This is a genomic window from Cellulophaga sp. F20128 (assembly GCF_023015805.1).
In the GTDB taxonomy this organism is placed as follows: Bacteria; Bacteroidota; Bacteroidia; order Flavobacteriales; family Flavobacteriaceae; genus Cellulophaga.
This window is the reverse complement of the sequence record NZ_JALKBA010000003.1, coordinates 188,428-201,674: the sequence shown is the minus strand read 5'-3', so window position 1 is coordinate 201,674 and position 13,247 is coordinate 188,428. Positions and strand designations below refer to the sequence as shown.

Below are 13,247 nucleotides of genomic sequence, written 5' to 3'. Positions count from 1 at the left end.
AAACTTTAATTATATATCGCAGGAATTATGAGAACCGAAATTAAAATAGCCCTTGTTTCTTTTTTAATAATCGCTTTATCATTAACTAGTTGTAATTCTAAGGAAACTAAAACAAAAGAAATAAAACCCAACATTATCATTTATCTAACTGATGATTTAGGATATGGTGATTTGGGCTGTTACGGAAACCCAATCATTAGCACGCCTGCCATTGATAAATTTGCATCTGAAGGTGTTTTACTTACAGATGTACATTCGGCAGGAACCGTTTGTTCTCCTTCGAGAGCTGGCCTATTAACCGGAAAAAATCCGTATAGAAGTGGATTTTATTACCTACAAGGGTTTGCAGGCACACATTTAAGAGATAGTGAAGTAACTATCGCTGAACTTCTAAAATCTGGAGGGTACGAAACTGCTTTTATGGGAAAATGGCACTTATCTCGACTAGAAAAAACAAGTAAAGCTAAAGAGCCCAATCCTGGTGACCAAGGGTTTGATTATTGGTTTGCTTCTACCCATAATGCTTATGAGGGTCCTCAAAATTTTAGAAAATTTATCAGAAATGGAGAAGATGTTGGTGAAGTAAGTGGATGGTATTGTGATGTTCTTACCCAAGAAGCATCGGACTGGCTCACTCACAAAAGAGATAAAAGCAAACCGTTTCTATTGATAGTTTCAACACATGAACCACATACGCCCCTTGCACCGCCAGAGGATTATAGTGATCTGTACAACAATGCTCTTGTTGATAGCTTAGAACAATCCATTAGTTATGGGGGCATTGCCAGACCCGATTATGATATAAGTCAGAACAAAAAAGAATACTACGGCACTGTTTCTCAGTTAGACAAAGCTTTTGAAAACTTACTAATAACTGTAGATGCAGAAAACTTAACGGAAAACACAATGGTTATTTTTACTAGTGATAATGGTCCCGAATCTCCTGTTAACTTAGAAGAGTCTCAAGGTGAATGGGCAGCCCCTACCCGTGATTTCTGTTTTGGCAACCCAGGCATTTACAGAGGAATGAAACGATTTCCGTATGAAGGCGGCCACAGGGTTCCGGGTATTGTACGCTACCCAGCTAAAATTCCAGCGGGTACCACTAGTGATGAAATGGTGGTAGCGACAGACTTTATAGCCACAGCAGCCAAACTTGCACAAGTACAATTACCCAATAACATAAACTTTGATGGCACAAATGCCCTACCTGCATTTCTTGGACAGAAGATTGAAAGAGAAAAACCCTACCTATGGATTTTCCCGGCACATGAGGATTCCTATTTTAGAATGCCGCATATGGCAATGCGTTATAATGACCTTACACTTATTGGCTGGCTTCCTGAGAAAACTAAAGAAAGATCTATTATGGAATGGATGAAAACTTCCACACCTGTTAGGTTTGCGCTATACAATTTAGCCAATGATCCCGAACAACAAAATGACCTTGCAACAACTGAACAAGACATCGTAGCCAAATTAAAACCCATAATGATCTCCCAATGGAAAGAGATTAGAGATGAAGGCCCATATTGGGAAAAATTAAATAAGGTGGCAAAAAAATAAATATGAAAATCGATTCACATCAGCATTTTTGGAAGTATAATCCCGCAGATCATATATGGATTAATGATACTATGTCTATCTTAAAAAGAGACTATTTACCTGAAGATCTTAAAAAAGAATTCGGAAAAACTGCCATCGATGGAAGTGTTGCTGTACAAGCTAGTCAATCTGAAGCAGAAACTAATTTTCTGATTTCATTAGCCAAAGAAAACAAAAGCATAAAAGCTATTGTGGGTTGGGCAGATTTAAGGGCTAAAAATATTGATGAACGACTCAGTTATTTTATAGACTCATGCACAACTATAAAAGGCTTTAGGCATGTAGTGCATGACGAACCTAACGCCAATTTTATTCTTGGAAAAGCCTTTAATTACGGAATAAGCCAATTGGAAAAGTACAACCTCACCTATGATATTCTAATCTTTCCCATACATTTAGAAGCCACAATACAATTTATAAAAGCACATCCAAATCAAAAATTTATAATAGACCATATTGCAAAACCCTATATCGAAAAAAAGGAAATTAACGTATGGAAAAGTCATATGCAAGCGCTAAGTACATTTGACAATGTATGGTGTAAAGTATCTGGAATGGTCACTGAAACTAAATGGCATACGTGGAAGTATGAAGATTTTGAACCCTATTTAGATGTGGTTTTTGAATCTTTTGGAACAAACAGGGTATTATTTGGTTCAGATTGGCCAGTTTGTTTACTAAGCGCTTCTTATGTGGAGGTAAAAGGCATTATTGACCAATATATATCTAAATTTTCTGAACAAGAGAAAAATAAAATTATGGGTAAAAATGCCATAGCGTTTTATGGGATAGATATCCAACAGAAATAAAAAAATAAAATATGAAGCGTCGTCTTTTTTTAAAATTATCTGGAGCAGGTGCTACAGCCTTGTCGTTTAAACCAACTTGGGAATATTTAGATAAAAATCCTACTATGTACAGTTTTCCTCAAATGATTGGCGAAGTAAGCCAGTCTTCAGCTATTTTACAAACTCGACTTACCAGTGAAAACAAGATGCCTGAAAATGGTTTTGATTCCGCTAAAGAACTTTTAAGTTATGATATAAAAGGAACTTTAGGTACTGCCAATTTTGAGATTGCTGACAATCCTAAATTTAAAAGATCTAAAACATCTCCATGGCAAGAGACAAGTCCGGCTAAGGATTTTGTCATCAAACACAAAGTGGAAGAATTAAATCCAGACACTACATATTACGTACGGGTTCATTATGGGACCACAACTTCTAAAACCAAAACAGGACCGATAAGTAAATTTACCACGCTGCAGTCTATTAACGATGAAAAACAAGTTTCGTTTGTAGTCACCTCTTGTTTGAATTTGGGTAAATTCTTTTTGGGTGGTGGCGCACTTAGGGCAGGAAGCAAGAGCCAAGCAGCCCAAGGTGAAGATCGGAAACTTGGATTTCCGTCTTTAGCAGCAATGTCTGCTTTAAAACCTAATTTTTGGGTGCAAACCGGGGATACTGTATATTATGATTATCCAAATAAAGGCATTGCAAAAACCCAGACCGAATTACGGGCTAAATGGCACCGACAAATGGCCATGCCCCGCATGCAGAACTTCCTAGGCAATGTGCCTGTTTATTTCATGAAGGATGATCACGAATACCGGTATAACGACAGTGATAACGAGGAAAACGGAAAAGAACCTTCACCGCAATTGGCGAGGTCCACTTTTTTAGAACAAACACCCATAGCCCACCCAGCTGATGAACAGGCAGTCACCTTCCGAACCCGGCAAATAAACAAGCATTTACAAATTTGGATGCCTGAAGGACGAGATTATAGGGATGGAAATGATACACCAGACGGACCTCATAAATCTATTTGGGGCAAGGAACAACTGGCCTGGATTAAAAAATCCCTACTAGAAAGCACCGCCAGTTTTAAAGTCTTTATTGTGGCTTCTCCCTTAGTGGGACCAGACGATGCTACCAAACACGACAACCATGTGAGCTATGGTGGCTTTCAGCAAGAAAGAGATGCCTTTTTTCATTGGTTGAAAAAAAACAACTTAGATAAGAATTTTTATATCATAACTGGGGATCGCCATTGGCAATACCACTCCATTCACCCAGCCGGTTTTGAGGAATTTGGCACAGGATCTATCAACGGTCAAAACTCTAGACCTGGAAGAAAACCAGGAGAAGCAGGTTCCACAGACCCTTTAGGGTTTATTAAACAACCGTATATTCAGGAAGAACCTACTGGCGGTTTTATTTTAGTGAAGTTAACTGCCCCAGCACTTGGCAAAAGTCCACAGCTCATTTTTGAAACCATTGATGAAACTGGGAAACAACTTAACATCGCTATAAAAAACGTGGAATAATTCTGTTTCATTTTAGCGACAAAATAAAGCGCGGGTATCGATTAGAAATTATCACTTTCTAAACGATACCCGCTTTAAATTTCACAGATTAATGGTGTTGTTAGCTATCTAATTATAGATAGCCAAGCCTACCTAAAAAATTAATTCTAATTTTTCACCAGCTGCTAAGGTCACTTCTTTTTCAACACCTCGGGCACGAACAACACATGAACCGCCTTTTTCTGAAATAATAGTAACTACCAATTCTGTAGCATTCCATTCCATATCGAGTTCAAAACCTCCTCTAGCATGTAAGCCAGCTACCTTACCTTCTGCCCATTGAGCCGGTATGGCAGGCAACAAATGTAGTATAAAATTACCCTTATCATTTTTTAAATGACTTTGAAGTAACATTTCTGATATACCAGCAGTAGCCCCTAAATTACCATCAATTTGAAAGGGTCCAATGGTATTCATTAAGCTATTTTTATTTCCTTTACTTAATAATGTATGTAAACTATTATAGGCTTTTTCTCCTTCTAAAAGCCTAGCATGCATTAACAAACTATGGGCATATGCCCAGCCCATTCCACCGTGTCCATTTTCTTCACGCCATGTTAGGCTAGTTCTTACAGCTTCGTACAGCTTTGGTGTTTTTTCTGTAATTAATGTAAATGGATGAATCCCTAACAGATGAGACAGATGTCTGTGTCCCGGTTCTTTCTCTTGCCAGTCCTCTCGCCATTCCATCATCCGTCCATTATCAGCAACTGGAAAGTCTGGCAATTTATCTTGAGCCTCTAGAATGCGCCTTTTCATAGTACCGCCTTCATCTAAAATTGCACTTGCCTCTAAAGTAGCTTCAAAAACCGCCTGAATAATAGTTAAGTGATAGGTAGAAGTTGAAGTGATTCGCATCATTTCATTGGTTTGAGGGTCCAGGTATTGATTCTCTGGAGAAGAGGAAGGAACAAAATGAAGCACTCCGTTTTGATCTTCAACTAGGACATCTAAAATAAACTCACTTGCCCCTGTTAACATAGGGTACAATTGATTCTTTAAAAAGACCTGATCCTGTGTAAATTCATAATGATCCCATAAGTTCATCATCATCCAAGCCCCTGGTAGCGGATCTAAAACACCATTATTAAATTGCGATGAAATTGTAGACGCAGAAGGAGTAACTCTTCCAAAAGGATTTGAGGCATGATGTGAAAACCAGCCATCAGAACCGTACATTTCTTTCGCATAGGGTTTGCTAACTTCCGTAATTTTTTCAAACCAAGTAATCAATGGATCCATTGTTTCAGACAAATTAGCGACATCTGCAGACCAATAGTTCATTTGCAAGTTCACATTAAGATGGTAATCTGCTTCCCATGGTGCCCACATACGTTCACTCCATTTTCCCTGTAAATTTGCCGGAAGAACTGAATTTGAACGAGAACTACCTATTAACAAATACCTTCCAAACTGGAACAAATGAGCTTCTAATCCTGCATCCTCTGCTCCTGCTTTGTATTGTTTTAATCGCACATCCATAGCTAAGGAATCTAATGCTGGATTTCCCAAATCAAGGCTCACTCTGTTAAACAAGGCGGAGTGCTCTTTAGTATGTGCTTTTTTTATGCCTTCCCAAGTTTTATTAGAAGTGGCTGCTAAAACTTTTTCGGCCTTACTACTAGGGTCAATACTAGCATCAAAATTCAATACTTCTAAATTATAATCTGTTGCTGCTGCTAACTTTAGAACAACTTCAGTGGCATTGCTAATCTTTAATTTACCCTTTTCAGCACTAACATTGCCACCCTTAACATCCGATGATAGCCTTGCTGCAAAACGCATATGTGCACCACCTTTTCCCGATCCTCCTGCGTTTTCATCTCGTGCCTCTGGAGCTTCTACATCAACAATTTGCCCATCCATTTGTATAGATCCATCAGCCAAAACTTTAATTTCAGCATCTTTTTGTCGTTCCAGACCTATGCTACAGTTTATTTTTTGAGCACCTGTAGTCGCAATTCGAATACACAAAACATTATCAATGGCAGAAATAAAGGATTCACGAACAATTGTGGAACCGTTCAATTCAAAAGTCACTTTACTAACTCCTGTAGCCATATCCAATGATCGCTTGTAATTGGCTACCTGACTATGATTATCAAAGTCAATTAACAAATCTCCTAAGGGTTCATAGGACCTAAATGAGGTAGGACCAGCTGTTAAATTTTCTATTCCATAAGCATTTGCTTCCTTGTACTTTCCCGCCAGTACCAGCTGCTGCACTTTTGTTAGATGCTCACGAAAATTTTCAGCATAAGGGTTTTCTGGTGTTCCTGCCCATAAACTTTCTTCATTCAACTGAAATCTTTCAGTTTCTATACCTCCAAAACTCATTGCAGCTAGCTTTCCATTCCCTATTGGAAAAGCATCTGTCCATTTTTTTGCAGGTGCACTATACCAAATTGTATTAGAATCACTAGCAATATTTAAATCAGTAGCTTCATTCTTGCATCCTACAACAGTAAGAATCAATAAGGTCATAAAAGCTACTATTCGTAAAATTTTCATTTCGTTTTATTTTAATTTATTATTTAAAATACGTTTTTCACCAGCAGCTAATGCCAAATCTATAGAAATCTCACCAAATTGTACGTTACAATTTCCGCCTCCTTTTGATGCAATTGTGGCCGTTTTTAACGTGCCATTTTCCCATTCTAAATCCACTTCAAAACCACCTCTAGAGATCAAACCTTTTATGCTTCCTGATGCCCATTCTTTAGGCAAGGCTGGTAGTAAATCTAAAATTACATTACCATTTGCATCCTTAATATGAGATTGTAACAACATTTCTGCAATACCTGCTGTCCCACCAAAATTACCGTCAATTTGAAAAGGAGGGTGAAAATCAAATAAATTGGTAGAGGTTGATTTTTGTAAAAGCGCCTTTAGGTTTTCATACGATTTATCAGCATCACCCAAACGAGCATAAAAATTAATGATCCAAGCCCTACTCCATCCGGTGTGTCCGCCTCCATTGGCCAACCTATGGTTTATACTTCTATAAATAGCATCTATAATATAAGGAGTGTCTTTTTTATTGAATTGTTTCCCTGGATACAAACCATACAAATGACTTAAATGTCTATGTCCCGGGTCTACTTCTTTAAATTCTTCAGACCATTCCATTAATCGCCCATCTGATCCAATTTTAGGAAGCGCTAAATTTTCTAAGGCAACAGTAACTTTCGCTGTAAACTCATCATTTATACCCAATACTTCTGCTGCTTCCAATAGATTGGTAAAATTTTCCCATACAATCTCTTGATCCATAGCATTCCCCATCCCTAAATTTACATAGCTATCGCCGGTACCATTTGGGGGAAAAAATTTATTTTCAGGCGACGTAGAAGGACCTGAAACTAATTTACCAGACCTTGGATCTGTAGTAAGCCAGTCTAATAAAAATTTACTAGATTCTTTGATTATAGGATAGGCACGTTCTGCCAAAAACATTTTATCTCCGGTATAGTTATAATGTTCCATAAAGTGACTTGTTGCCCATGCGCCACCCATTGGCCACATCCCATATCCTACTCTACCTATAGGAACCGTCCAATGCCAAACATCCGTAGTATGATGCACCACAAAACCATCATTGTTATAGATTTCCTTGGCTGTTTTTTGGCCCGAAGGCACTAACGATTCTATAAAACTAAAAAAAGGTTCATGGCATTCTGAAAGATTGGTAACCTCTGCAGGCCAATAGTTCATTTGCATGTTAATATTGGTGTGGTAATCACTATTCCAAGGTGCATTTAAATGGTTGTTCCATATGCCTTGTAAATTTGCTGGTAATGAACCTTCTCTAGAAGATGAGATTAATAAATAGCGCCCATATTGAAAATACAGTGCCAATAAACCAGCATCATCCGCCCCATTTTTAACGGCTTCTAAACGCTCATCTGTAGGCAATTCATGCGCGGTAAAATTTCCAAGGTTAATAGAAACCCTTCTAAAAAGCCTTTGGTATTCATTGGTATGGGCTTCAATTAACTTTTTTAATTGTTTTTTATTGGCAGCATTAAGATCTGATGTACATTCCTTGCTTAAATTGTGTTTTAAAGGAGAAAAAGGATCTTCTCTATTATAATCGGTAGCCGCTGAAATTAACAATTTAACCGAAGTAGCATTCTCAATAGAAATCACCCCATCTACAGAAGTTAGTTTTCCTCCTTTAGGCACTGCCATAAGTTGGGTTTCATATTTAACTCCCAAGTGCTTTCCTTTGTGACTTGCCTGACCCCACATTTTAATTTTGTTTTTACCTATACTGGCAACTTCAAAATCTGCAGGTCTGTCTAAATTTAAATCTACTGAAATAGCATTTGGTTTGTCTGCCGTTAGCAACACCACAATTACCTGATCTATCGGTGTTGAAAAAACCTCTCTCACATATGTTATTCCGTTTACGGTAAAACTTGTTTTTGTAATGGCATTATCAAGGTTCAACGCTCTTTTATAGTTTTTAGCTTCCCCTTCTATCTTAAAATTAAGATTTAACTCCCCCAGGGTTTGGTAGCTACGTGGCGCAATACGCCTATCTAATACATTGTCTTGCACTAGCGTGTTAGCCTCTGTATATTGCCCATTAAAAATTAACTTTCTGGCTTCTTCAATAGACGTCCATGCGCCTGGTTTCCCTGTTGGAATTGGAGGGCCTGCCCAAACAGACTCCTCATTTAATTGTATTTTTTCATTGATAACCCCACCATAAACCATAGCGCCTAATCTACCGTTACCCACAGGCAGAGCCTCTATCCATTCTTTAGCAGGAGCGGTATACCATAGGGTATTTTCAAAAGCGTCTTGTATATTAGTTGGAGTATCAGACTTTGTTTGACTATAAGATTCTTGAATAGGCATAAAGACCAATCCTAAAAGGAGTAGTATTGCCTTACTTAATTTTTTATTCATTTGTTTTATATTATATATCCAGCTAGATTTACTTTGAACTTACTTTAATTTGAGCACTTTCTAAGCCTTCTGAAGTAACCGTTAAAGTTATTTCACCGGCTTGTTTAGTGGTTTTTAAAATCACCAAGGCTTTCCCATTAAAGGCTGATCGTTGGTTCCCAACAAAACTTTCTTCACTCTTAGGATCTCCATTATCTACGGCTAAAATAGTAGCCTCACCTTCAACCTTAAATGTTAAAGCATTTAGGGCCTTAGGGACAAAGCGATTGTTAGCATCTAAAATATTGATTTCTACATGAACTACATCTCTGCCGTCTGCCTTTACCGTTGTATTGTCTGCTAACAATTCTATTTTTTTAGCATTTCCGGCAGTTTCTATTTTCTTTTCGGCAACTACTTTACCGTCTTTTATTCCTTTAGCTTCTAAAACCCCAGCTGTATACGGCACTTGCCATACCAAATCCATGTCTTCTCCCATTTCTTTTACACCAAGCGATTTACCGTTTAAAAACAATTCTACACTGTCGCAATTGGAGTAAGCTACAACTGGAATATTAACACCTTCTTTCCCTTCCCAATTCCAATGTGGAAGTATATGAACCATTGGTTCTGCTGTCCATTGACTTTGATAAAAATAGTAGGTATCTTTAGGAAAACCACACATGTCTATAATTCCGAAGTTCCATAATTTTGCTGGCCATCCAAACATAGATTCACCCAAGTAATCAAAACCTGTCCATCTAAATTCACCGGACATAAATGAAAAATCAGTGGTAAGTTTCCATGAGTCTCTTGCTGAAATACGAACGGTTGAATTGTCATAGGAAGAACTGTAATATTTACTAATAGGATCAAAAACTTCCTCTTCTGAAAGGTTTGGAATTTTCATAATTCCGCCCAAAGGATTTTGTCCTCTATACCACGATTGTGATTGGTACTCCCCTCGGGTTTGAAACGTATGTGGCACCTCAGTAGCTATAAATTTTCTTTCAGGATAAGTCTCATGATCTTTTTCATACATAAAAACAGAACCACCGCCGCCATTATACCCAGTTACATCTAATGCACTTGCAAAACCACTTTCATTAGCCAAATGCATATGTGTAATACCACAGGTAATAGGTCTGGTAGCATCGTGTTCTCTAACAACACTCATTAAATTTTTAAGACGTTCTGTACCTATTTCAAAACAAGCATCTGGTATTTCATTCCCAACACTCCAAAGAATGATAGATGGGTGGTTGCGGTCTCTACGAATTAATTCAGCCAAATCTTTTTCTGCCCACTCTTCAAAATATAAATGATAGCCATATTTTGCTTTCCCTTCTTTTACTTTATTCCCAAAAGGCCAAGATTCTATCCATTCGTCAAAAGCTTCATCCATCACCATAAAGCCCATTTTATCACACAAATCTAAAAGCGTAGCACTTGGTGGGTTATGCGCCGTACGAATGGCATTACATCCCATTTCTTTTAAAATCTCTAACCTACGTTCTAAAACTCTATCATTCATAGCTGCACCTAAAGCCCCTAAATCACTATGATTGTTTACCCCTTTTAACTTGATGTTTTTTCCGTTTAAGGTAAATCCGTTATCTGCAGAAAAGCTAAAACTGCGAATTCCCATATTGGTTTCAACAACATCTATTACTTTATCACCATTCATTATTTTGGTCTTTACCTTGTACAAATAAGGAGATTCTGGCGACCATAATTTTGGATTATTTACAGTAATATTTTGCACTATATCCTGAGTTGATGTACTGGTCAATTGTGTATTGGTTTCTACTTTTCCTAATAGTTCATCTTGAGCAGAATATATTTCATTGACCAAAACATAATCCTTAGAAGCGTCCTCATTATTTTTTACTGCTGTTTTTAACTCAATAACCGCGTTGTTTTCTTCTACAGATTTTGTGGTTACATACACCCCGTATCGGTCTATATGTAGTTTATTGGTTTTAACCAACCATACATGTCTATAAATACCAGAACCCGTAAACCAACGGGCACTAGGTTCTTTAGAGTTATTTACACGAACTGCAATAATATTTTCTTCATCGTACTTTAAATAGGGTGTTAAATCGTAATGAAAACTAATATAGCCATAAGGACGTATGCCTAAATAATGTCCGTTGATCCACACTTCACTATTCATATAAACCCCACCAAATTCAATACTTATTTTTGAATTGGCATCTGACTTATCTAAAGTAAAAGCTTTTCTATACCATCCAATTCCTCCTAGGGCATAAGCGCCTACATTCCCTGCTGGGTTTGTTTTAAGAAAAGGACCTGCAATACTCCAGTCATGCGGTACATCAATATCTTCCCAAGAATCATCCTGAAAATCATTTTTGTTAGCCATTGGAAAGTCTCCTTTAGAAAACTTCCAATCAAAATCAAAATTAATTTTTTCTCTGGGTACTTCTGAGGCATTCCCTTGTGAACAACTTACTAGGATGAATGCATTTACAATCAATATTGCAAATAGAAATGTTTTACTTATTACTTTCATTTTATTTATATTTAGTCCTTTCTACACTATAATTAAAGCGTTATTACAATTTGGCTTGTAGTACTCTACCTAAACCTATTAATTATAAATTAGGGCAAGGATAATTGATCCCCACCCTAATTATAAAGTTTATATTGTTAATTAAATAATTTTCAAAATTTAATTGGGATAACCAGGATTCTGCACTAATTCAGCCTCTGTATTTCTTTCTATCTCTTGAGAAGGTATTGGCCATAAACTATGGTACTCGTCTATGGTAGATAGCTCTGGACTAAATTTACCATTATACCAAGGGTTACTAGCTCTTACACGCTCTACTAATTTCCCCATACGTTTAAGGGTTAATGTTCTGAATTCTTCAAAATGCAATTCCCTTGCTCTTTCATCCAGTATAAAATCAATGTCAATATCGCTCCCGTCAACTAATGGGGCATTTGCTCTTTCTCTTAACTTATTAATATCATCTGCGGCCAACCCTGGCTTGCTGTCTAACAAATAAGCTTCTGCTCTTAACAGGTAGGTTTCCGCTAAACGAATGTGATAATGATCACTAAAAGTTTGGGATGCATTCCTTGTAACTTCACCGGTAGATGCATCTACAAACAATTCTTCAGGGAAATTATTAATAGGCGTGGTTTTAACAAAAATAGCCGACCACAATTTACTGAGACTATTATCATTGGATATAAGGTTGTTTTCAACCATCTTTTGCCCAAAATATGGTGAATTTGGATTATCCGCTACAAGATCCCTAATGATATTATATTCTGAATTTCGCATATCCCCAGGGCTATCCGTCCATACATCTTCCAATATGTAATCTGATGGTGCTAACCAACTAATACCACGTCCTCCATTTTGAGTTGTTGGTCCTAAAAATAAATTTGAACCATCTGGACCCTGTATGTTATAATATCCAGGGCCTAAAAACTGTGTAATAGTACTACCGTTTCCACCACCTGGTGTTAAATACTCATACTGTGCTACCCATATGGCTTCAGTATTACCTGAACTTCTGTTTTGGTTTCCTCTACGGAACAAATCCCAATAGACATCACCAGGCTCATCTTTACGTGAACCAAAACGGGTTTTCATTAATTCATAACTAGGGTTATCAATAACAGCAGAAGCTTTAGCAATTGCCTTGTCGTATTCCCCCACTATAATATATAGTTCTGCCAATAAATGATTGGCTGCAGCTTTGGTTAACCTAACTTCATCTCCTAACTCTGTTACATCGGGAAGATTAGCGGCAGCATATTCTAAATCTAGAATACACTGTGCATAAACTTCTGCTTGGGTAGCCCTAACAAAATCTCTTTTAGCAGAGGTTACTTCTTCTAAAATTAAGGGTACACCACCATATTGCGTAGCTAGATACTTGTATAAATATCCCCTAAAAAATGAGGCTTCTGCTTTTAATGTGGTACGTTTTGCTTCGGATGTAAATACCGTACCTTCTAAATCAATTCTACCAAGCACCGTATTTGTATTTGCAATAACAGAATAATATCGCTGCCAATTAATTCTAACATGTCCATTCCCCGGTACTAGCTGTGCACCATAATTGTTCAGGTTTATATTTTGTCGATTTGCACCAAATGCTAAATCAGAGGTATAAAGCGATATAAAAAAATTGGCATTATTGCTCCAAGTACTGTATTGATCCGTTTCTTGGTAAATTTTAGTTACCGCTGCATTGAACTGATCTTCTGATACATAAGAATTGTCAGCACTATAAAAACCAAATGCTTCTTCTTCTAGCCATTTATCTTCATTACAAGCAGATAAACCCAAGAAAAGTGTAACCAATAAAATTAAATATTTAGTATTTTTCAT

The 13,247-nt window shown here is 37.3% G+C and carries 7 protein-coding genes; 3 read left to right on the top strand and 4 right to left on the bottom strand.

Annotated features, from left to right (window positions below; translation table 11 throughout):
* The first annotated feature begins 27 nt into the window (after nucleotides 1-27).
* Genes MWU65_RS04790 through MWU65_RS04780 form a run of 3 tightly spaced genes read left to right on the top strand, consistent with a single transcriptional unit; the run spans nucleotide 28 to nucleotide 3,934 of the window.
* Nucleotides 28-1,566, top strand: a complete 1,539-nt coding sequence (locus MWU65_RS04790) for a sulfatase-like hydrolase/transferase (RefSeq protein ID WP_247076040.1) — start codon at nucleotides 28-30, stop codon at nucleotides 1,564-1,566.
* Nucleotides 1,567-1,568: 2 nt separating this feature from the next.
* A complete protein-coding gene (locus MWU65_RS04785; protein WP_247076039.1) occupies nucleotides 1,569-2,414 on the top strand; it encodes an amidohydrolase family protein in 846 nt (281 codons plus the stop codon).
* Between the two features lie 11 nt (nucleotides 2,415-2,425).
* On the top strand, nucleotides 2,426-3,934 hold the full coding sequence (locus MWU65_RS04780; RefSeq protein WP_247076038.1) for an alkaline phosphatase D family protein: 1,509 nt from the start codon (nucleotides 2,426-2,428) through the stop codon (nucleotides 3,932-3,934).
* Between the two features lie 132 nt (nucleotides 3,935-4,066).
* On the opposite strand, the gene MWU65_RS04775 is transcribed toward MWU65_RS04780, so the two are convergent.
* The 4 genes from MWU65_RS04775 to MWU65_RS04760 all read right to left on the bottom strand — a co-directional run bounded on the left by MWU65_RS04775 (nucleotide 4,067) and on the right by MWU65_RS04760 (nucleotide 13,247).
* Complete coding sequence (locus MWU65_RS04775; RefSeq protein WP_247076037.1) at nucleotides 4,067-6,484, bottom strand: glycoside hydrolase family 95 protein; 2,418 nt, start codon at nucleotides 6,482-6,484, stop codon at nucleotides 4,067-4,069.
* A gap of 6 nt (nucleotides 6,485-6,490) precedes the next feature.
* Nucleotides 6,491-8,890 (bottom strand): glycoside hydrolase N-terminal domain-containing protein, encoded by a 2,400-nt coding sequence (locus MWU65_RS04770; RefSeq protein ID WP_247076036.1) that lies wholly within the window; start codon nucleotides 8,888-8,890, stop codon nucleotides 6,491-6,493.
* Between the two features lie 28 nt (nucleotides 8,891-8,918).
* Complete coding sequence (locus MWU65_RS04765; protein ID WP_247076035.1) at nucleotides 8,919-11,408, bottom strand: glycoside hydrolase family 2 TIM barrel-domain containing protein; 2,490 nt, start codon at nucleotides 11,406-11,408, stop codon at nucleotides 8,919-8,921.
* A 159-nt stretch (nucleotides 11,409-11,567) separates the two neighbouring features.
* The gene (locus tag MWU65_RS04760) at nucleotides 11,568-13,247 is read right to left on the bottom strand and encodes a RagB/SusD family nutrient uptake outer membrane protein (protein ID WP_247076034.1); all 1,680 of its coding nucleotides are present in this window, start codon (nucleotides 13,245-13,247) and stop codon (nucleotides 11,568-11,570) included.